Below are 20,592 nucleotides of genomic sequence, written 5' to 3'. Positions count from 1 at the left end.
CAGGCTCCGGTGCTGTTTGCGGGCTTATAGGCACGCAGCGGGGTCCGGGCAAGGCGGGGCATTCAGCTTGGCGCGTGCAAGGCGTATGGTCGCTGCATGGAATCACTTACCCCCCATACGGCGCGTGACATGCTTGCCTGGCAGATCGAGCTTGGCGTGGATGAGTGTATCGGCGACGCACCCGTCAACCGCTACGATTTGCCCGATAAATTGGCCAAGCCTCAGGCGGCGGGCAAAGTCGGCGCCGCGCCGCCGGTGATCGCGGCAGACGATCCGGTATCGGTGGCCCGAACTGCCGCAAAAGGGGCGGGTAGCCTTGAGGCGCTCCGTGCCGCGATGGCAGCGTTCGAGCACTGCGATCTCAAGCGCGGCGCGCGCAATCTGGTGTTTTCCGACGGGATCGCGGGCGCGCCCGTCATGATCGTCGGCGAGGCGCCGGGGCGCGAGGAAGACCGCCAGGGCAGGCCCTTTGTCGGTGCGGCGGGGCAGTTGCTGGACAGGATGTTCGCGGCCATCGGCATGGGGCGCGATCGCGCCGAGGCGCCGATCTATATCACCAACACGCTGCCTTGGCGTCCGCCGCAGAACCGTGATCCCAAACCCGAAGAGATCGCGATGCTCAAACCCTTCTTGATCCGCCATATCGAGCTGGCCGATCCGAAGGTTGTGGTTTTGATGGGCAATTGGGCGTGTCAGGCCTTGCTGGAAAAACGCGGCATCACGCGGCTGCGCGGCGGCTGGACCAAGGCTGTGGATAAACCTGCCTTGCCGATGTTTCATCCGGCATATCTGCTGCGGAATGCTGCCGCAAAGCGAGAGGCTTGGAGCGATCTTCTTACGCTGAAAGACGCTGTGGATAAATGATTGATCCTGTTGTCCTGCTTGCTTTCATTCCGGCGGCGCTTGCATTGAATGCGACGCCTGGGCCGGACATGATGCTGTGTCTCGCGCAGGGGCTGCACAATGGCAGGCGGGCGGCGTGGCGGGCGAGCGCCGGTGTCTCGACCGGTGCAATGGTGCATGTCACCTTGGCGGGTCTGGGCCTTGGTGCCCTGATGAACGCCGTGCCGCAAGCATTTGATATTATTCGCTGGATTGGTGTCGGGTATCTGCTGTATCTGGCAGTGCAGGCGCTGCGCAGCCGTCGCACACGGCTTGACCCTGCCGCGCCGCGCCCTGCGCGGGCCTTTCGCGCGGGACTATTTACAAACCTCAGTAATATCAAGGTGATCTGGTTCGTTCTTGCGTTCATCCCACAGTTTGTCGATCCTGCCGCTGGGCCGGTATTCGCGCAGTTTCTGGCGTTTGGCGCGATGATTGCGGCGGGTGGGTTCGTGGTGAACGGCGCGGTCGGTGCCTCCGCCGGGCGCTGGGGGCGTGCATTGACCCGCAACAGCGGCGTGCTCGGCACCGTCACCGCCATTATCTACACCGCCCTTGCCCTGCGCCTTGCCGTGATGGAGTGAACATGAGCCGTATCGACGAAGCAATTGAATTCATTGCAATCCGTATTGCGATCCTCACCGTTTCCGACAGCCGCGACCTGACGCAGGATCGCTCCGGCGATACGCTGGTGGCGCGGCTGCAGGATGCGGGTCACACGCTGGCAGATCGCAAGATCCTCCCCGACGAGCGGGACCTTATCGCCGCACAGCTGCGCGACTGGTGCGCGGATCCGCGGATTGATGTCGTGATCTCGACCGGGGGCACGGGGCTGACGGGGCGCGATGTCACGGTGGAGGCGCACCGCGATGTCTACGAGAAAGAGATCGACGCCTTCGGCACGGTCTTTACCATCGTGTCGATGCAGAAAATCGGCACATCCGCGGTGCAATCGCGCGCCACCGGCGGGGTGGCCAATGGCACCTATCTTTTTGCCCTGCCGGGCAGTCCAGGCGCGTGCAAGGACGCCTGGGACGAGATCCTGAGCAAGCAGCTCGACTACCGCCACCGCCCCTGCAACTTTGTGGAAATCCTGCCGCGTCTGGATGAACATCACAGGCGCAAATAGAGGCAGCGCACAAAAACGCGTGATCTTGCGACGGAAACGGTTACGGGATGCGTATATGGTTTTGATGTGCGTTGCGCGGGAACGCGCTATGTATCCGGCAGGAAAACGATGAACGGGCGGTAGATGCGGTTTTTGCGACAAACCATGATCGGCTTTTTTCTGGCAGCGGTGTCGCTGGGCCTGCTGGTGTGGGCCGTGCAGATGATTGGCGGTGCGGTCCAGACGCGCATGGCCGACGCGCCCGCAGGCCCCCCCGCGCGCGAGCGTGTGTTTGCCGTCAACGTCGTCGCGGCCACGCCGGAAACCGCGACCCCGGTGCTGACCAGCTTTGGGGAAATCGGCAGTCGCCGCACGCTCGAGTTGCGCGCCGCCGCAGGGGGCCGCGTGGTGGAGCTTGCGCCCAATTTCGAGGACGGCGCGCGGGTACAGGTCGGCGAGGCGCTTTTGCGCATTGACCCTGCGGATGCGCAATCGGCGTTGGACCGCGCGCGCAGTGATGTGGCCGATGCCGAGGCAGAGGTCCGCGATGCGGACCGGGGTCTGATCCTTGCGCGGGACGAGCTGACGGCAGCGCAGGATCAGGCCGATTTGCGCGCCCGGGCCGAGCAGCGGCAGGCGGATCTGGCAGAGCGGGGCGTTTCTACAACCGCGGCGATCGAAACGGCAGAGCTTGCGACGTCGGCCGCACGGCAGGCGGTGTTGTCGCGCAGACAAGCGCTCGCGCAGGCCGAAGCCCGTGTCGATCTGGCGGCGACGCGTCTTGCCCGCGCTGAAATCGCGCTGGCGGAGGCGCAACGCGGGGTCGAGGATCTGACCGTTACCGCGCCTTTCACCGGCACGCTCAGCGCGCCCAATGTCGTCGCCGGTCGTCTGGTCAGCGCGAATGAGCGGTTGGCCGAGTTGATCGATCCAGATGATCTTGAGGTCTCGTTCCGCCTGTCGACCGCGCAATACGCGCGGCTGCTGGACGACAGTGGCAGCATCGTCAACGCACCGCTCACCGTGGCGCTGGATGTGGCGGGTGTCGACATCTCGGCGCAGGGGCGCATCACGCGCACCTCCGCGGCAGCCGGTGAGGGGCTGACCGGCAGGCTCGTCTTTGCCGCACTTGAGGCCGCGCCCGGTTTTCGTCCGGGTGATTTTGTCACCGTGCGCGTTCAGGAGCCGCCGCTGGAGAATGTGATCTCGCTGCCCGCAGGGGCCGTGGCCGCCGACGGGGGCGTGCTGGTGCTGGATGCGGAGAACCGGCTGGAACAGAGGCAGGTCGACATCCTGCGCACCCAGGGGGACAGCGTGCTGGTCCGCGGTGATATTGCCGGGCGCGAGGTCGTCGCCGCACGCTCGCCGCTGCTGGGCACGGGCATCTCGGTCCGTCCCATTCGCAGCGACGCCGCCCCGGCGCCCCAAGACCCGGAAATGCTTGAGCTGAGCGAAGAGCGCCGTGCCCGCCTCGTCGCCTTTGTCGAGGGCAATTCGCGCATGCCCGAGGAGGCAAAGGCCCGCGTGCTGGCCCGTCTGGCAGAGCCGCGTGTGCCCGCCCGCATGGTCGAGCGAATCGAAAGCCGGATGGGGGGCTGAGCCATGGCCCGCCCGATCCCCAAAAGTGCCAAGGGCATCCTGTCGTATTTCGTGCGTCACCGGACGGTTGCCAATCTGCTGCTGGTGCTGATGCTCGTTGCCGGTGCGGCCGCCGCGCCGAACATGCGCGCGCAATTCTTTCCCGATGTGATTCTCGACAGCGTCACCGTCAGCACGATCTGGGAGGGGCAGGTGCCGAAGATGTGGATGAGGCGATCAGCCAACAACTGGAAACGGCGCTTCTGGCGGTGGAAGGGGTGGAGAGTTCCGAGAGCACCTCGCGCGAGGGCTCATCGCTGGTCACGCTGGAGTTCGAGCCCAACTGGGACATGGCCCGCGCCGCCAATGACGTGCAAACGGCCGTCGACGCCGTCACCACCCTGCCAAGCGAGGCCGAGGATCCCGAAGTGCGCCGGAGTGCGTGGCGCGACAGGGTGACGGACGTGGTCATCACCGGACCCATCGGCACCGAACAGCTTGCCCGCTTTGCCGATGAATTTGTCACCCGGCTCTTTGCGGTTGGGGTCACGCGCACCACCATTCAAGGCGTGGCCGCACCGCAGACGCTGGTCGAGGTGCCCTCGGCCAAGCTGATCGCGAACGACATCACCATGGCCGAGATTGCGGCGGCCATTGCGGCAGAGGTCGATGCCGACCCCGCAGGCGATGTGACCGGCGCCAATGCCCGCGTGCGCACCGGCACCGCCAAACGGGATCCGGCGCAGATCGCCGGGATCACCCTGCGCTCCAATCCCGATGGGTCAAAGCTGCGCATCGGCGATGTGGCCACGGTGCGCGACGAGGGCGTGGACCGCGCGCGCAAATACTACGTCGGCGACGATCCGGCGATGTCGATCCGGGTGGATCGGTCAGACCGGGGCGACGCCATCGGCATTCAGGCGCAGGTCGAAACCGTCGCGGCAGAGCTGCAGGCGGGGCTGCCCGCTGGCACCACGGTCGAGCTGATCCGTACCCGCGCCGAGTCGATCACCCAACGCCTCGATCTGCTGATTGACAACGGCTTGATGGGGCTGGGGCTGGTCGTCTCACTGCTGTTTTTGTTTCTCAACGCGCGCACGGCGTTTTGGGTGGCTGCGGGCATTCCCGTGGCCATGGGGGCGGCGATTGCGTTCATGTATCTGGGCGGTCTGACGCTCAACATGATCTCGCTTTTCGGGCTGATCATCACGCTGGGGATCGTCGTGGATGACGCCATCGTGGTGGGCGAGCACGCCGATCACCGCTACCGGCTGGGCATCTACACCCCCGCCGAAGCGGCAGAGGGCGCGGCACAGCGCATGGCGATGCCGGTTTTTGCCGCGACGCTGACAACCGTGATCGCGTTCTTTGGCCTCGTCGCCGTGGGTGGGCGGTTTGGCGATCTGATCCGTGACATCCCCTTCACCGTGATTGCGGTGCTGATCGCCTCGCTGATCGAATGTTTCCTGATCCTGCCCCACCACATGAAAAACGCGCTGGCCGGCAGCGAGGGGCGCCGGCGGTTCTCCACTATGAAACTTGTGGTCGGGGCGGTTGTGAGTGCCGTTGCGGCGACGGCCGTGTCGCTCGCGCTGATCTTTGGCGCGATCTACGCGTGGCGCAGTTTTACGGGCGGCGATGTGACGACGATCACCAGCCTGATCGATGGTCGGGGCTATCTGCTGGTACTGCCGGTGGTGGTGGGGCTGGCAATTGTCCTGACACGCGGGCGCCGGGCGGTGCAGGCGCTGGGCACCCACGGGATCGACACACCCTCGCTCATAGTAAATGGCGGTTTTGTCTGGGTGCGCGAGCGGCTGTTCCGCCCGTTCATGGCGGGTGTGATTGCGGCGCGATATGTCGTTTTGGCGGGTGTTGTGGCGGTTCTGGCCAGCCAGATGGCGCTGTTCATTCGGGGCGACGTGCAATGGCGGTTCTTCAACGCACCCGAACGCGGCTCGGTCACCGGGAATTTCATCATGGCCGAGGGCGCCACCCGCGCCGACACGCTGGAAATGATGCGCGAGATGCAGCGCGCCACCAATGCCGTGGCCGAGCGGCTGCGCGCGGAGCATGGCACCAGCCCGCTGGCTTACGTCATCTCGGAGATCGGTGGCAACGGCGGGCGTGGGCTGTCGGCGGCGGATGGCAAGGATGCGGATTTGCTGGGCGGCATCTCGATCGAGCTGATTGATGCCGATCTGCGGCCCTATTCCTCGTTCGCCTTTGTTGCCGATTTGCAGGACGAGGTCGTCAATCATCCGCTGGTGGAAACCGTGAGCTTCCGCAGCTGGCGCTCGGGGCCGGGGGGCGATGCGCTGGACGTGCAGTTCTACGGCGCGGACACGCAAACGCTGAAAGCCGCGTCAGAGGCGTTGCAGGCGGCGGTCACTCAATTCCCCGAAGTCTCAGCGGTGCAGGACAATCTGGCCTACGACAAGGAAGAGCTGATCCTGGATCTGACGCCGCAGGGGCAGGCGTTGGGATTCACGATCGACGGCTTGGGCCGCACGCTGCGCAACCGGCTGGGCGGGATAGAGGCGGCGACCTATCCGCAGGGCCCACGCTCTGCTGCGATCCGGGTCGAGCTGCCAGAGGATGAGCTGACGGCGGATTTTCTGGAGCGGACGCAGATGCGCACGCCGGACGGCGCCTATGTTGCGCTGGGCGATATCGTGAGCGTCGAGCGGCGGACCGGGTTCAACACCGTGCGCCGCGAAAACGGCATCCGCGTGATTTCCGTCACCGGCGAGATTTCCGAGGACGACGCCGCCCGCGCGACCGAAATCAACGAGGCTCTCGCCGAAGAGATCCTGCCCACCATCGCCGCAGAGCAGCAGGTGGAGTACCGCCTCGCGGGCCTAAGCGAGCAGGAAGATCAGTTCCTGACCGATGCGCTGACGGGGCTGATCCTGTGCCTGACGGGTATCTTTCTGGTGCTGGCTTGGGTTTTCGGCAGCTGGACGCGGCCGCTGGTGGTCATGGCGATCATCCCTTTCGGGCTGGTCGGCACGATCTACGGGCACGCCGTCTGGGACGTCCCGCTCAGCATGTTCACCGTAGTAGGGCTTTTGGGCATGACCGGCATCATTATCAACGATTCCATCGTGCTGGTGACGACAATCGACGAATACGCGGCGGACCGGGGCCTGATCCCCTCGATCATCGACGGGGCGGCGGACCGCCTGCGCCCGGTGATGCTGACCACACTGACGACCGTTCTGGGCATGGCGCCGCTGTTGTTCGAGCGCAGCCAGCAGGCGCAGTTCCTCAAGCCGACGGTGATTACGCTGGTCTACGGTCTGGGCTTTGGCATGTTGCTGGTGCTGTTGGTCGTGCCCGCGCTGGTTGCCGCACAACACGACGTGGGCCGCCAGATCGCCGCGATGCGTCGCGGGCTGCGCGCGCCCGTGGGGGCGTTGCGGCTGGGGCTTGGCGCGATGTGGCTGACGGTACTGGGCTGGGGGGCGCTGACGCTGGGCTATGCGATCTGGCAGGGGGCGCTGCATCCGGCGCTCGCGGGGGTGCTGCCCGGCGCGCTCTCGCCCGTCGCGGCGGCGCTCGCGCTGTTTGTCGCGGGCGTGGCTGTTGTGGCGGTCGCGGGCTACGTCATCGGCGCACTGGCGATGCTGCTGCGCCGCCGCACCGCCTGATCAGCCAGCGACGCAGCCGTGCAAATCAACCGCGTGCGATCCGCCGATCACCGTGAACCGCACCGCAGAGCGATCAAGCGACAGGAGGCTGCCGCCGTTCGGGATCATCTCGGCCTGCGCTGTCAGAGTGGCACCGCTGCGGCGCACCTGCGCCTCGGACACCCAGACATCCGCGCGGCCGGCCTCGATCACCACATGCTCGCGCCCGCCGGTGTTCGGCACCCGCAAGGTGGCGGTGATCTGCAGGCCCTCGTCGGTCGATTTGAGCGTGCAGGTGGTCTGCCCCGCGCCTGCCTCCGATGCCGTATAGGGTCGCTCGGCAAGGGCGGCGGCGATGGCGGGGACAGGCTGTGTCCCGGTGGCGGCAAGCGTGCCCTTGACCCGGACACGCTCGGGGATACACACATCACGGCACACGCCGATGTCCATCGTCAGGTCCAGCTGGACCGGCTGGCCGGGGCGCCGCGCCGTCACGCTCAGCGGCAGGATCACCTGATCGGTATAGCCGACGGAGGTCATGCCGTATTGATCGAACACCATCGGCGTTGGCCAGTTCACCGCCACGCTGCGCAGGTTGCGGGAACCTCTCCAGTTGAACTGCGGCGGGATGCCCGCGTCGCCGGGGCTGCGCCAATAGGTCTTCCAACCGGGCGCGAGTGTCAGCCGCACGGCGCCGATCCGCGTGCCATCCGGGCGCTGCCAGCCCTCGATCAGCTCCGCCTCGACGGGGGAGGTGCCAATGCTTTGCGCCTGCGCGGGCAGGGCGATCGACAGTGCCGCCAGCGCGGCCCATTTCAGATAGCGTTTCATGCCCCCTATCTGGCGTTTGCGCGCCAATTTGCCAAGTCACACTTCGGTCATCGCCTGTAACGCGCGACCTGCTTGCACCGCCCGCGCGCGGCGGGCAGGGTGAGGCCATGAGCGAAACCCCGATGGACCTGTCCGGCCAGCTGCTGATTGCCATGCCGCAGATGAGCGACCCGCGTTTTTCGCGCTCGGTCAGCTTGATCTGCAGCCATGAGCCCGCAGGCGCCATGGGTCTGATCCTCAACAAACCGGTGGGCGACATGCGGCTGTCGGAGGTGTTTGACCGGCTTGAGATCGCCGCGGGTCCGCGTGGGGCTGATCCTGTGTATATCGGCGGTCCGGTCGAGACGGAGCGCGGATTCGTGCTGCACCCGGCGGGCGATGGCGCGGTGCCCGGCTCCACGCCGGTCGGCGACAGCTACGCCCTTACCGCGACGCAGGATATCCTCGAAAACATTGCGCGGGGGGCAGCGCCCCTGCGGTTCCGCTTTGCGTTGGGCTATGCCGGTTGGGGGCCGGGCCAGCTGGAAAGCGAAATCGCGCAGAACGCCTGGCTCACCGCGCCCGTCAGTACCGCGCTGGTATTCGACACCCCGACCGAGGCGTTGTGGGACGCGGCGCTCGCCGCGATCGGGATCGACCCGGTGAGCCTGTCGGGCACCGCCGGCCGCGCCTAGCGTGGTGCTGCCGCCCGGCGCAGACGGTCGTTGATCGCAACACCCAAACCCCGCTCCGGTACGGGGGCCACGGCGATTGGCTTGCCCGTGGCATCCAGCGCGTGCAGCGCGTCGAAGAGCCGCGCGGCGGCCTGCGCCAGATCCCCGGTTTCCGACAGGCTCATATCGCCCGCGATCTCGCCAAATCCCAGCATCACTTCGCCCTCGCGCGCGGTCCGCGCGTTCAGCCGCACTGCCGCACCCGGCGCGTAATGGGAGCGCAGCTGCCCCGGTGCGGTGATCCCGCCATGCGCGGGCGCGCCGGGAGAACAACCAAGGATCGCCGCCAGCTCTTCCGCCGCGACCCCGCCCGCGCGCAGCAAAACGGCGCGGCCGTCTTCCCAGCCGATGATGGTGCTCTCAACCCCCACGGCACAGGCGCCCGCATCCTGCACAGCGGCGATGCGCCCGTCGAGCCCCGCGATGACATGCGCCGCCGTGGTCGGGCTGATCCGGCCCGAAGGATTGGCCGAGGGCGCCGCGACCGGCCCGCCAAAGGCACGCAACAGCGCCCGCGCGCGTGCGTGCGCGGGCACGCGCAGCGCGACCGTCTCCAGCCCCGCCGTGACCAGCGACGACAGGCCGTGCCCTGCGCGCAAGGGCACCACCAGCGTCAGAGGGCCGGGCCAGAACGCATCGGCCAGCTTTTGCGCGTCGGCGGACATATCGGCGTAGGCCGCCGCCTGTGCCGCATCGGCCAGATGCACGATCAGCGGGTTGAAGCTGGGCCGTCCCTTGGCGGCATAGACCGCCGCCACCGCCGCCCCGTCGCGCGCGTCCGCGCCAAGACCGTAAACAGTCTCGGTCGCGAAGGCGACCAATTGCCCGGCGCCCAGCAATCCGGCGGCAGCTTTGATGCCATGCGTGTCGTCGCGCAGGATCCGGGTGCTGTCGGGCATGGCGTGTCCTTTTTGGCGGGCGGGCTCTGACGCCGCGTTTTGGTTGCGCTTGGGGCGGGGGATGCCCATCGTATTCAGGGCGTGCGGGCGGTCCACCGCCCCGCCGGACGCTTTGTTGAGAGGGAGTTCTATGACGTATCGCGCACCTGTTGAAGACTACAATTTCCTGTTTGAGCGTGTCGTGGGCCTTGGCCCGCTGCGCGCCACGGAACGCTTTGCCGAGGCCACCGATGACGTCACCCGCGCGATCCTGACCGAAGCAGGCAAGATGTGCGAAGAGGTGATCGCCCCCTGCAACGGAACGGTGATTTGCATCCCGCGCATCTTGAGAACGGGGTCGTGCGCACCTCTCCCGGCTTTGCCGAGGGCTTCAAGGCGATTGCCGAGGGCGGCTATGTCGGCATGGCCGCGCGCGAGGAAAACGGCGGGATGGGGCTGCCGATGGCGCTGACCTCTGCCGTGGGCGAGATGATGAGCGGCGCGTGCCTGTCGCTGCAACTGGCCCCCCTGATGACGCAGGGCCAGATCGAAGCGCTGGAGCATCACGCCAGCGACGAGATCAAGGCGATCTATCTGCCCAAGCTCATCAGCGGCGAATGGACCGGCACGATGAACCTGACCGAGCCGCAGGCGGGATCGGACGTCGGTGCGCTGACGTCCAAGGCCGAGCCCAACGGCGATGGCACCTACGCGATCTCGGGCCAGAAGATCTATATCTCATGGGGCGATCACGATTTTGGCGGCAACGTCTGTCATCTGGTACTGGCCCGCATCCCCGGCGCGCCCGCGGGCACCAAGGGGATCAGCCTGTTTCTGGTGCCCAAGTTCATTCCCGACGCCGACGGCAACCCCGGCAAACGCAACGGCGTGAATGTCGTGAGCCTTGAGCACAAGATGGGCCTGCACGGCTCGCCCACCTGCGTGATGGAATACGCCGAGGCGACGGGCTGGCTGGTTGGTCCCGAACAGGGCGGCATGGCCGCGATGTTCACGATGATGAACAACGCGCGCCTCGGCGTCGGCGGGCAGGGCATCGGCATCGCAGAGGCGGCCTATCAGCACGCGCTGGCCTACGCGCAGGACCGCAGGCAGGGCCGCACCTCTGGTCCCGAAGGGTCGATCCTGGGCCACGCCGACGTGCGCCGGATGCTGACCACGATGAAGGCCGACACATTCGCCGCCCGCGCCATCGGCGTATGCAACGCGGTCGCCATCGACATGGCCAACGCCACCGGCGACAAGGAATGGAAAGCCCGCGCCGCCCTGCTGACCCCATCACCAAGGCCTTCGGCACCGATACCGGCATCGCCGTGGCGGACATGGGGCTGCAGGTGCACGGCGGCATGGGCTTTGTCGAGGAAACCGGTGCCGCGCAATTCTGCCGCGACGTGCGGGTGACGGCGATCTACGAGGGCACCAACGGCATTCAGGCAATGGATCTGGTGGCGCGCAAGATGATGGACGGCGGCGAGGCGGCCATGGCCTTGCTCGACGAGATCGAAGCCGACGTCGAAGCCGCGCGCGAGGTTTTTCCGCGCCTTGCGGGCGACGTCTGGAATGCCTGCGAATCGATGCGCGAGGCGACGGAATGGCTGGTCGGGCAAAGCGATCTGCAAAACCGCTTTGCCGGTGCCGTGCCCTATCTGCACGCCTTTGCCCGCGTGCTGGGCGGGCATCTGCACCTCAAGGCGGCGGTGGCCGAACCGGGCGGCGCGCGCGAAAAGCTGGCGCGCTTCTACATCCAGCGGATGCTGCCCGAATACGCGGCCAATCTGGCGCACGCGCAGGCGGGGGCCGAGGATCTTTATGCGCTGACCGCCGATGAACTGGCCGCCTGATGGCGCTTGAATATCCCTGGCCCGAGCCGCCCAGCGGCACCGAGGCCATCGAGGTCGCGCCGGGCATCCTGTGGCTGCGCCTGCCGCTGCCGATGAAGCTGGATCATGTGAACATCTACGCGCTGGATGAGGGCGACAGCTGGACCGTGATCGACACCGGCTTTGCGTCCAGAAAATCCCGCGCGATCTGGGAAGAGATCATGGCAGGCCCCTTGGGCGGCAAGCCCGTTGGCCGCGTGATCGTCACCCACCACCACCCCGATCACATCGGGCTGGCCGGCTGGTTCCAGACCGCCCACGGGGCCGAGCTGGTCACGACCCGCACGGCGTGGCTCACCGCGCGGATGCTTACGCTCGACGTGCAGGAGGTGCCGAACGAGGAATCGCTCGCCTTCTACCGATCCTCTGGCATGGACCGCGCGATCTATGACAAACGCGCGGCGGACCGGCCGTTCAACTTTGGCGATGTGGTCGCACCGCTGCCGCTGGGCTTTACCCGGATCAAACAGGACGACACGATCACCATGGGCGGGCGCGTCTGGGACGTGCATATCGGCAACGGCCACGCCCCCGAACACGCGACCTTCTGGAGCCGGGACGACACTCTGGTGATCGCGGGCGATCAGATCCTGTCGTCGATCTCTCCCAATATCGGGGTCTACGCGACCGAACCCATGGCCGACCCCATCGGCGAATGGCTTGAGGCCTGCGAGCGTCTGGCAGGTCTTGCGCGCGCGGATCATCTGGTGCTGGGCGGGCACAAGCTGCCGTTCAAGGGGCTGCCGCACCGCATGGCGCAGCTCATCGAGAATCATCACTCCGCCCTCGACCGGCTGCTTGACTACATCGATACGCCGAAATCGGCGGGAGAGTGTTTCCAGCCGCTGTTCAAAAGAAAGATAGGAGAGGGGGAATACGGCCTCGCGCTGGTTGAAGCCTTTGCGCATTTGAGCCACCTTCATCAGGACGGCCGCGCCACCCGCACAAAGGGCGCGGACGGTGCGTGGCGGTTTCAGCGTAAGGGGTAGGGCATGGGCGACGAGATCAAGACATCCGCAGAGGCGATGGAGCAGGCCGCAGGCCCGCGCATGCACGAGGTACATACCGACGACACCACCCCCAACACCCGCGACCAGGCCCTCCCGAAAAAGGTCAAATCGCAACCGGTCGACCAGAAATCCCCGGCCCAATGGGCCTACGAGCGCACGGTCGTCTACCTCAAGAAATTCGAGGAATCGCTCGATGACCAGCACGAGGTCGCGATGGGTTTCGTGGGCGCCGACGCGGGCGTGCTGCGGATCGAGGGGATGGGCTATTTCGATCCCGACATCGTAACATTCTACGGCGCCGATCCAACGGGCGCCAAAATGCAGCTGGTCCAGCATGTCAGCCAGCTGAGCGTGGTGTTCCGCGCCTTGCCAAAGGCTGTCGAGCAAAAGGCGCCCAATCGCATCGGGTTCAAACTGGCGCAGGACCTCGATACGGCCTGACGTCGCACAGGGGCGGTTGAGGCGTGACAGCCCCGCGCAAATGCCGTAATCACCCCGCAACACGTAGCCACCACAGACCAAGGAGCCCGACATGGCAGACCATGAACACGGCAGCATGAATACCGACACGCAGGAAAAGACCTACAACAGCTTCATGAATTTCGTGACCAAAGCGGTTATCGCGATCATCGCGTTTCTTGTGCTTCTCGCGATTTTTGCACGCTAATCCATCGCAGAACGGGCCGGGGTCGGGATGAAATATACAAGTATCGCTCTGGCACTTGGCCTTGCCCTGCTGGCGGGTTGCGCCGAAAAGGGCAAGGAATCACCGCCCGAGGCTATCGAGGCCGCGATCTACCCCTATAGCGGCCAGCCAAAGCTGACGCTGTTCACCATGGTCAACAACCGCACCGGCGCGGGCGCGCATACGGCGTTGATGGTGCAACATGGCCAGTCGGTTCTGTTCGATCCCGCAGGATCGTTCGAGCACGAGCGTCTGCCAGAGCGCGGCGATGTCATCTATGGCATGTCCCCCAGCTGGGTGCGCAGCTATAAATCCGCCCACGCGCGCGAAGCGTTCCACGTCGTCACTCAGGAAATCAACGTCACGCCCGCACAGGCGCAGCGCGCCATGCAGCTGGTGCAGTCCAACGGGGCGGTGCCGAGTGCGATGTGCGCCTCTGCCACCTCGGGTATCCTGCGCCAGATCCCGGGTTTCGAGGGCATCCGTCAGGGATTTTACCCGCTCAAACTGATGGAGCAGGTGGAGGCGATCCCCGGTGTGACAACCGATCGCTATTACGAGAACGATTCAGGCGATGTGCGCGACGGTGTGCGCGCGCTAACCCAGTAGATACAGCAACCCGTAAAGCGTGATCGCCCCGCCCGCGATGGCGAGGATCACGTTTTTCGTGACCAGCCCGACGCCGAACGCCACCGCCGCCGCCGCCGCGCGCGGAATGTCGAACGCCCCATCGGTGGCAGCGGGCCAGATCACCTGTGGTGCTACCAGCGCGGGCAGGATCGCCACCGCCGTATAGCGCAGATGCCGCAGCAGCCACGCGGGCATCGCGCGATCGCCCACCAGCCCGATAAAGATGAACCGCAACGCAAAGCTGCCCACGCCAAGCCCCACGATCACGATCCAGAGCGTCGCGCTGTCGATATCGCTCATGCCGCCGCCCCCCGCCGCTCAAGCCACAGCTCGGTCTGTGCGCCGGCCATCATGCCGGCCACGCCTGCCACGATCAGCCCCAGCGAATAGGGCACCCCCGCCGCCAGCAGCGCCACGACCACGGCCACCAGTGCGGCGACCACATGCGCCGCCGTGCGAAACATCGGCGCGATCATCGCCAGAAAGCAGATGGGAATCGCAAAATCCAGCGCCCAGCTTTCGGGTACACGCGTGCCGATCAGCGCCCCCACAAAGGTAAACGCGTACCACAATGGCACCACCGGCGTGACCGCCCCGATGAAATAGGCGACGCGCTGCGGCACCGTCATCTCGGGCGCCCGCTCGAATTTGGTGATGCCCACCACATAGCTTTGATCGACAGTCACATAGGCGCAGATCGCGCGCTGCCACAGCGGGGCAGCCCCGATATAGGGCGTGAGTGACGCCGAATACATCGCCATGCGCAAATTTACCGCCAGCGCGGAGATCAGCACGATCACCGTCGGCGCATCCTCGACCATCAGTTGCAGCGCGGTGAACTGTGCTGCCCCCGCGATGACAACCACCGAAAACGCCAGCGCCTCTAGCACGTTCAGCCCGGCCTCGGTGGCGAGCACGCCGAACAGCGTCGCAAAGGGCACGATCACCAGAATGAAGGGGCTGCCGTCGTAAAGCCCGCTGAGATAGGCGGATTTGCGTCTGGAAGAGGTCATGGCTTGCCCTTAGGTTGAAACCCAGACGTAGCCTGTCACGAAGGGGGGCGCAATTGGCCCGCGACACCGATACCTCAGACTACCTGATCGCGCCCGATCCCGGCGCGCGGCGGCTGACGCGTGCGGTGGGGGGCACCGATCACACCGGCGCCGCGCTCGATATCAACGTGGTCGAGGAGCGTCCGCTGACGATTTTTCTGAACGCGCAGGAGATCGTGACGGCGATGACCATCGGGGACTATCCCGACTACCTCGCACTGGGCTTTCTGCGCAATCAGGGGATGCTGCGCGCGGACGATGAAATCACCGGCACCGACTACGACGAAGAGCTTGAGACCATCGTCATCCGCACCGCGCGGCAGACCGACTACGAGGAAAAGCTCAAGCGCAAGACCCGCACCTCGGGCTGCGCCGTGGGCACTGTGTTCGGCGACATGATGGAAGGGCTCGACGGGGTGACGCTGCCGCCCGCGCCGCTGCGCACCTCATGGCTTTATGCGCTGTCGGCCAAGATCAACCGCACGCCGAGCCTTTATCTGGATGCGGGTGCGATCCACGGCACGGTGCTGTGCCAGGGCGACCGACCGCTGGTCTATATGGAGGACGTGGGCCGTCACAACGCCGTCGACAAGATCGCGGGCTGGATGCTGTCCACCGGGGCCACGCCGGAGGACAAGATCCTGTATACCACCGGGCGCCTCACGTCCGAGATGGTGATCAAGACGGCGATGATGGGCATCCCGGCGCTCGTCTCCCGCTCTGGCTTCACCGCCTGGGGGGTGGAAATCGCGCAAAGTCTCGGGCTCACGCTGATCGGGCGGCTCAAGGGACGCCGCTTTGTCTGCCTAGCCGGAGAGGACCGCCTGATCCGCGACGCCGATCCCAACGCAATCGCCGAAGAGCCGCGCCGCGCGGGCCGCAAGGGCGCCGCATGAGCACGCCCGAATGGCAGCTTCATTTCCGCCCGACCCCGGCGGAGCTGGCCGAAGCGATGGCTTCCGTGGGCAGTACCGCCTTTCGCGGCTCCGCGCGCGCGGTGCTGATCGTCTATTGGCTTTTTCTGGGCCTGTGCGCACCGCTCGGGCTCACCTTCTTTTTCTGGGTCGGGGTGGAACTGGCGGGTGGGCCGGGCATTTCGGATCTGCCGACGGGCGGCTTGCCTGTCACCTTTGTCGTGCTTGCGCTCGCGTCCCTCTGGATCGCGCGGCGCGTGCATTTCCATACAAGCGTCGTCAGTGCGCAAAGCCGCTTTGGCCGTGCCACCGCCGCGACCATCACGCCCGATCACCTCATCATCGCGACGCAGCACAGCAGCTGGCAAACCGACTGGGCCGATGTCGAGGCCGTCACGCGCGGCCCCAAGGTCATCGCGGTGCAGGTCTCTGCCATCGCCTTTGCCCTGCCGCTGCGCGCCTTTGAGAGCCCGGTAGACGCGGACGCCGCCTACCAGACAATGCGCGACTGGGTGGCACAGACACGATGACCGACACGATTTCCCTGCGCTATACTCTAGACCGTGACATGCTGGGCCGCGCGATGCGGTCATGGGCCAAAACCCAGAACAAGCGGCCCCGGGGCCGGATGCTGCTGCTGGCGCTCGGCGCATTTGTGCTGGCGGTTGCCGTGTTGGTCGCCTTGCTGCGGCTGACACCGCTCGAGACGCGCGATCTGATCGCCGCGCTTGTGGGGTTCTACATCGGGCTGCTCGTGGCGCTGTGGTTTTCCACCGCAAGCGCGCGCAAGCTCACGCAGATGAGCTGGGCGCAACTGGACCGGCAGGGCGATATCCGCGCAACCCTCGACGCCACCGGTGCCCGGCTCGAAACCGATCTCAATCAGGGCTTCATCGATTGGCGCCTGATCGACGAGGTTTCCGCGCTCAGCGATGCCACCGTGATGCGTGCGGGCGGGCAGGTGTACACCATCCCCGATGCGGCGCTGCCCGCCGATATGACGCCCGACGCCTTTCGCGAGCGGCTGCGCGGCTGGATCGAGGGGGCGCGCGCGTGAGCTACCGCTTCACTTTCACCTCCGACCCGGCGGTCGTTCTGGCAGCGCTCAAGGCGCCCGTTGCCGGTCTTCCGCCCGTGCGCGGGATGCGGGCGGCAGTGGCCCTGCGGGTGCTGCATTGCGTTCTGCTGGTGCTGGGCGGGCTGGGGATCGCCTATGGGGCGATGCACCTCATCACCGGCGTGCCCGCGCTGCATCCTGTGTTGTTTTTCGCGGGCCTTGCCCTCAGCTATGTCGCGATCTTCGGCAGCCTGTGGATCACCCTGCCGGTCACCATCCGCCGTCAGCTGATGGCCCGCGCCAATCGCGGCCCCCTGACGATGGAAATAGACGCCGCCGGCATCCGCACCACCGCCGATCATTTCCGCTCCCATATCGACTGGTCGGGGATCGATGCGGTGACCCGCTCGAAAAAGGGGGTGATCCTGTGGTTTGGCGGCAATCGCCCGTCGATCCCGTTTACCGCCTTCGACGGGACGGCGCAGATCGACGCCTTTGTCGCGGATGCACACACATGGATGGAGAGCACGCGATGAAACAACCCCTTGGCGTGATCCTCGCGGGCGGGCAGGCGCGGCGCATGGGCGGCGGCGACAAGGGGCGGCTGATGCTGGGTGGTCAGTCACTACTGGCGCGCGTGGCCGCACGGCTGGCGCCGCAGGTGGCGGGGCTGGCGCTGAATGCCAACGGCGATGCCGCGCGCTTTGCCGATCTGGGCCTGCCTGTCATCGCCGACAGCGTCGCCGACTACCCAGGGCCTTTGGCCGGCGTTCTGGCCGGGCTTGATTGGGCCGCCGGGCAGGGGGCCGAGACCATCGTGACCGCCGCCGCCGATACGCCGTTCTTTCCCTGCGATCTGGTGCCGCGCCTGCTGCTTGCCGCCGAAGGTATGGCGCATCCGCTGGCCCTTGCCGCCACGCCGGACGCGCGGCGGGGCACCGCGCGGCATCCGACGTTCGGCCTGTGGCCGGTGGCCCTGCGCGACGATCTGCGCGCCGCGCTGGCCGCAGGTACCCGCAAGGTCGTGCTTTGGACGGACGTCCACGCCGCCGCTACCGCGAACTTCCCCGACGAGGCCGCGTTCTTCAACGTCAACACACCCGAGGATCTGGCCCACGCGGAGACCCTGCTATGAAGCTTTACGGCGTTGTCGGCTGGAAAAATGCGGGCAAGACCGGCCTGATGGAAAGACTGGTGACCGAGATCACCGGGCGCGGCATCACCGTGTCGACTGTCAAACACGCGCATCACCGCTTTGACGTGGATCATCCGGGCAAGGACAGCTTTCGCCACCGCACGGCGGGCGCGTCCGAGGTACTGCTGGCCTCGGCGAGCCGCGTCGCGGTCATGCAAGAGCTGCGCGGCGCGCCAGAGCCACCGCTGGCGGACCTGCTGCGCCGCCTCACACCCGTCGATCTGGTGCTGATCGAAGGCTACAAACGCGATGCCCACCCCAAGATCGAGGCCCACCGCGCCGTAACTGGCAATCCGTTGATCGCCCCCGATGATCCCACCGTGCGCGCGGTCGCCTCCGACACGGCACTGACGCTCGACCTTCCGGTGTTCGACCTTGACGACACGCGCGCCATCGCTGATTTCATCCTGGCCGAGGTGGGATTGTGAGCGGGTTCGACACCGTCCTCGTCGTCGATTGGTCGGCGGGAAAACGCGCGCCGAAACGCCCCAGCAAGGACGCGATCTGGCTCGGTCTCACCCGGCAGGGGGTCAGCAACGATCCGGTCTATTGCCGCACGCGGGCCGAGGCCGAGGCGTGGATCGCCGATCTGATCGCAACCGAAGGGCGCGCGGGTCGTCGCCTGCTGGCGACCTTCGATTTCCCCTTTGGCACGCCGGCCGGCTTTGCCCGCGCCGTCACCGGATCCGACGATCCCTTTGCGCTTTGGGCGTGGTTCGCCGACGCGATTACCGACGCGCCCGACGGCAGCAACAACCGCTATGATGTGGCAGAGCGGCTCAACGCGCTCTTTGACGGGCCGGGGCCGTTCTGGGGCAAATCCCACCGCGACCGCTGGCCGGGCGTGCCCTACCGCAAGGAAGGTATCCGCTTTGACACTTTCGCGGAAAAGCGCGCCTGCGATGCGGTGGCCAAGGCCGCATCGTCTTGTTTCCAGATGGCTTTCCCGCCCACTGTGGGCGGTCAGATGATGATGGGTCTGCCCATGCTGCACCGCCTGCGCGCGCTGGGGGGAGTCGCCGTCTGGCCGTTCGAGGACACGACCGACGCCCCCGTCGTACTGGCCGAGATCTGGCCGGGCCTGATCGAGGAGGCGGTGAAATCCGCCCCCGAGGACGAGATACGCGACCGCGCGCAGGTGCGCCTGCTTGCCGATGCGCTGGCGCGGCTCCCGACCGAAGAACTGGCGGCCGAGATGGGCAACCTGCCCGACGCCGCGCGGGTAGAGGCGTGGATCCTCGGCGCCCGGATCCGCACACGTCTGACCGCGCTGGCGAGCACGACCGCGCCGCCCCTGCGCAACGATTGTTTTGCCCTGCCGCCCGGCGTGCACTGGACACCGGTGGAAGAAGCGCTGGCCCATCTGCGCGCGGCCCTCACGCCGGTGACGGGGACCGAGACCGTGCCGCTTGCCGAGGCGTTGGGCCGCATCACCGCCGCCGACATCACGGCACGCCGCGCCAACCCGCCGCTGCCGAATACAGCCGTGGATGGCTACGGCTTTGCCGGGGGGCGGGATGCGGGGCTGCACCGATTGCCGCTGACGCAGGCGCGCGCCGCCGCAGGCGATGCCCCCGCGACGGTGCCTGAGGGCCACGCGATCCGTATCCTCACGGGGGCCGCGCTGCCGCAGGGGGTTGATACCGTGGTCCTGCAAGAGGATACCGTGATCGACGGCGACCACGTGAGCTTTCATGGTCCCATCAAACCCGGCGCCAACACCCGCCGCGCGGGCGAGGATTTTGCGCAAGGCGACACCGTCCTGCCCGCCGCGCGGCGCATCACGCCCGCCGATCTGGCCTTGCTCAGTGCAGCAGGTCACGCGGGCGTGCCCGTGCGTGCGCGCTTGCGTGTGGGCGTGCTTTCTACCGGGGATGAGCTGGTCGAGCCGGGCGCTGACGTCGCCCCCGGGCAGATCCACGATGCCAACCGGCCGATGCTGCGCGCGCTGATTACTGCCTTTGGCCACAGCCCCGTTGATCTGGGCCGCGCGCCCGACGACCGTGCGGCCCTGCGCCGGACCCTTGACGCGGCAGCACCCCAAGTGGACGCGATCCTCACCAGCGGCGGCGCCTCGGCGGGCGACGAGGACCACGTCTCGGCCCTTTTGCAAGAGACCGGCACGCTGAACCTCTGGCGCATTGCCGTGAAACCGGGCCGGCCACTGGCGCTGGGTCTGTGGGACGGCGTGCCGGTGTTCGGCCTGCCGGGCAATCCGGTCGCGGCGATGGTCTGCACGCTGATCTTCGCGCGCCCCGCGTTGGGCGTGCTGGCCGGGGCCGCTTGGGAAGATCCGCAGGGCTTCGACGTGCCCGCTGCCTTCACCAAGGCCAAGAAAGAGGGCCGCACCGAATACCTGCGCGCGCGTATTCGCGACGGGCGGGCCGAGGTCTTTGCCTCCGAAGGGTCGGGCCGTATCAGCGGGCTTAGCTGGGCGGAGGGGCTGGTCGCGCTAGGTTCTGAGGCACGGCAGATCACGCCCGGCGATCCGGTGCGGTTTTTGCCCTTCGCCAGCTTTGGCCTTTAGGA

21 protein-coding genes and 1 pseudogene are annotated in these 20,592 nt (G+C 66.6%); 18 read left to right on the top strand and 4 right to left on the bottom strand.

All coding sequences use genetic code 11. The features are described 5' to 3' along the window. The first annotated feature begins 96 nt into the window (after positions 1-96). The 5 genes from KDD17_RS11565 (at position 97) to KDD17_RS11545 (ending at position 7,221) form a co-directional block, all read left to right on the top strand. The gene (locus KDD17_RS11565) at positions 97-864 is read left to right on the top strand and encodes a uracil-DNA glycosylase (protein ID WP_212703798.1); all 768 of its coding nucleotides are present in this window, start codon (positions 97-99) and stop codon (positions 862-864) included. Continuing rightward, entirely contained in the window at positions 861-1,466 is a 606-nt protein-coding gene (locus KDD17_RS11560; RefSeq protein ID WP_212703797.1) for a LysE family translocator, read from the top strand. Before KDD17_RS11565 ends, KDD17_RS11560 begins: the two co-directional genes overlap by 4 nt. Before the next feature lie 2 nt (positions 1,467-1,468). Next, the gene (gene moaB / locus KDD17_RS11555; protein WP_212703796.1) at positions 1,469-2,011 is read left to right on the top strand and encodes a molybdenum cofactor biosynthesis protein B; all 543 of its coding nucleotides are present in this window, start codon (positions 1,469-1,471) and stop codon (positions 2,009-2,011) included. Positions 2,012-2,134: 123 nt separating this feature from the next. Further along, positions 2,135-3,589 (top strand): efflux RND transporter periplasmic adaptor subunit, encoded by a 1,455-nt coding sequence (locus KDD17_RS11550; protein ID WP_212703795.1) that lies wholly within the window; start codon positions 2,135-2,137, stop codon positions 3,587-3,589. A gap of 203 nt (positions 3,590-3,792) precedes the next feature. Further along, positions 3,793-7,221: an efflux RND transporter permease subunit gene (locus tag KDD17_RS11545; RefSeq protein ID WP_254796783.1), complete on the top strand. Its 3,429-nt coding sequence runs from the start codon at positions 3,793-3,795 to the stop codon at positions 7,219-7,221. On the opposite strand, the gene KDD17_RS11540 is transcribed toward KDD17_RS11545, so the two are convergent. Further along, a complete protein-coding gene (locus KDD17_RS11540) occupies positions 7,222-8,031 on the bottom strand; it encodes a protein-disulfide reductase DsbD domain-containing protein (protein WP_212703794.1) in 810 nt (269 codons plus the stop codon). Positions 8,032-8,138: 107 nt separating this feature from the next. Here KDD17_RS11540 and KDD17_RS11535 point away from each other — a divergent pair, with 107 nt between their 5' ends. Further along, positions 8,139-8,705 carry a YqgE/AlgH family protein gene (locus KDD17_RS11535; protein WP_254796782.1) on the top strand — a complete coding sequence of 189 codons (567 nt, stop codon included), beginning with the start codon at positions 8,139-8,141 and terminating at the stop codon, positions 8,703-8,705. Here the strand turns inward: KDD17_RS11535 and KDD17_RS11530 are convergent. Beyond that, positions 8,702-9,643, bottom strand: a complete 942-nt coding sequence (locus tag KDD17_RS11530; protein WP_212703793.1) for an L-threonylcarbamoyladenylate synthase — start codon at positions 9,641-9,643, stop codon at positions 8,702-8,704. The genes KDD17_RS11535 and KDD17_RS11530 overlap by 4 nt on opposite strands. Before the next feature lie 130 nt (positions 9,644-9,773). Between KDD17_RS11530 and KDD17_RS11525 the strand changes: the two are divergent. The 5 genes and pseudogenes from KDD17_RS11525 (at position 9,774) to KDD17_RS11505 (ending at position 13,824) form a co-directional block, all read left to right on the top strand. Beyond that, a pseudogene (locus KDD17_RS11525) lies at positions 9,774-11,481 on the top strand (acyl-CoA dehydrogenase). Beyond that, on the top strand, positions 11,481-12,509 hold the full coding sequence (locus KDD17_RS11520; protein ID WP_212703792.1) for an MBL fold metallo-hydrolase: 1,029 nt from the start codon (positions 11,481-11,483) through the stop codon (positions 12,507-12,509). The pseudogene KDD17_RS11525 and the gene KDD17_RS11520 overlap by 1 nt, the downstream one beginning before the upstream one ends. A 3-nt stretch (positions 12,510-12,512) precedes the next feature. After that, complete coding sequence (locus tag KDD17_RS11515) at positions 12,513-12,971, top strand: hypothetical protein (protein WP_212703791.1); 459 nt, start codon at positions 12,513-12,515, stop codon at positions 12,969-12,971. Positions 12,972-13,062: 91 nt separating this feature from the next. Then, positions 13,063-13,197, top strand: coding sequence for an aa3-type cytochrome c oxidase subunit IV (locus tag KDD17_RS11510; RefSeq protein ID WP_212703790.1), 135 nt, complete (start codon positions 13,063-13,065; stop codon positions 13,195-13,197). A gap of 27 nt (positions 13,198-13,224) precedes the next feature. Next, on the top strand, positions 13,225-13,824 hold the full coding sequence (locus tag KDD17_RS11505; RefSeq protein WP_212703789.1) for a hypothetical protein: 600 nt from the start codon (positions 13,225-13,227) through the stop codon (positions 13,822-13,824). Here the strand turns inward: KDD17_RS11505 and KDD17_RS11500 are convergent. Both KDD17_RS11500 and KDD17_RS11495 read right to left on the bottom strand, forming a co-directional pair. Continuing rightward, positions 13,813-14,145 carry an AzlD domain-containing protein gene (locus KDD17_RS11500; RefSeq protein ID WP_212703788.1) on the bottom strand — a complete coding sequence of 111 codons (333 nt, stop codon included), beginning with the start codon at positions 14,143-14,145 and terminating at the stop codon, positions 13,813-13,815. The two genes, KDD17_RS11505 and KDD17_RS11500, sit on opposite strands and share 12 nt — an antisense overlap. Further along, positions 14,142-14,858, bottom strand: coding sequence for an AzlC family ABC transporter permease (locus tag KDD17_RS11495; protein WP_212703787.1), 717 nt, complete (start codon positions 14,856-14,858; stop codon positions 14,142-14,144). The genes KDD17_RS11500 and KDD17_RS11495 overlap by 4 nt, the downstream gene beginning before the upstream one ends. Positions 14,859-14,911: 53 nt before the next feature. Here KDD17_RS11495 and KDD17_RS11490 point away from each other — a divergent pair, with 53 nt between their 5' ends. The 7 genes from KDD17_RS11490 to KDD17_RS11460 are packed head-to-tail and all read left to right on the top strand — an operon-like array spanning position 14,912 to position 20,590. Then, complete coding sequence (locus tag KDD17_RS11490; protein ID WP_212703786.1) at positions 14,912-15,793, top strand: formate dehydrogenase accessory sulfurtransferase FdhD; 882 nt, start codon at positions 14,912-14,914, stop codon at positions 15,791-15,793. Further along, the gene (locus tag KDD17_RS11485) at positions 15,790-16,341 is read left to right on the top strand and encodes a hypothetical protein (RefSeq protein ID WP_212703785.1); all 552 of its coding nucleotides are present in this window, start codon (positions 15,790-15,792) and stop codon (positions 16,339-16,341) included. Before KDD17_RS11490 ends, KDD17_RS11485 begins: the two co-directional genes overlap by 4 nt. After that, positions 16,338-16,868, top strand: a complete 531-nt coding sequence (locus KDD17_RS11480; protein ID WP_212703784.1) for a hypothetical protein — start codon at positions 16,338-16,340, stop codon at positions 16,866-16,868. Before KDD17_RS11485 ends, KDD17_RS11480 begins: the two co-directional genes overlap by 4 nt. Then, positions 16,865-17,404 carry a YcxB family protein gene (locus tag KDD17_RS11475; RefSeq protein ID WP_212703783.1) on the top strand — a complete coding sequence of 180 codons (540 nt, stop codon included), beginning with the start codon at positions 16,865-16,867 and terminating at the stop codon, positions 17,402-17,404. Before KDD17_RS11480 ends, KDD17_RS11475 begins: the two co-directional genes overlap by 4 nt. Beyond that, on the top strand, positions 17,401-18,003 hold the full coding sequence (mobA, locus tag KDD17_RS11470) for a molybdenum cofactor guanylyltransferase MobA (RefSeq protein ID WP_212703782.1): 603 nt from the start codon (positions 17,401-17,403) through the stop codon (positions 18,001-18,003). The genes KDD17_RS11475 and mobA overlap by 4 nt, the downstream gene beginning before the upstream one ends. After that, positions 18,000-18,491: a molybdopterin-guanine dinucleotide biosynthesis protein B gene (gene mobB, locus KDD17_RS11465; RefSeq protein ID WP_212703781.1), complete on the top strand. Its 492-nt coding sequence runs from the start codon at positions 18,000-18,002 to the stop codon at positions 18,489-18,491. The genes mobA and mobB overlap by 4 nt, the downstream gene beginning before the upstream one ends. Further along, a complete protein-coding gene (locus KDD17_RS11460; RefSeq protein ID WP_212703780.1) occupies positions 18,488-20,590 on the top strand; it encodes a molybdenum cofactor synthesis domain-containing protein in 2,103 nt (700 codons plus the stop codon). Before mobB ends, KDD17_RS11460 begins: the two co-directional genes overlap by 4 nt. Positions 20,591-20,592: the final 2 nt, after the last annotated feature.

The organism is Sulfitobacter albidus (assembly GCF_018200035.1).
GTDB classification, from domain to species: domain Bacteria; phylum Pseudomonadota; class Alphaproteobacteria; order Rhodobacterales; family Rhodobacteraceae; genus Sulfitobacter; species Sulfitobacter albidus.
Note: the sequence above shows the minus strand (reverse complement) of the source record. Positions and strands in the feature narration are given on the sequence as shown.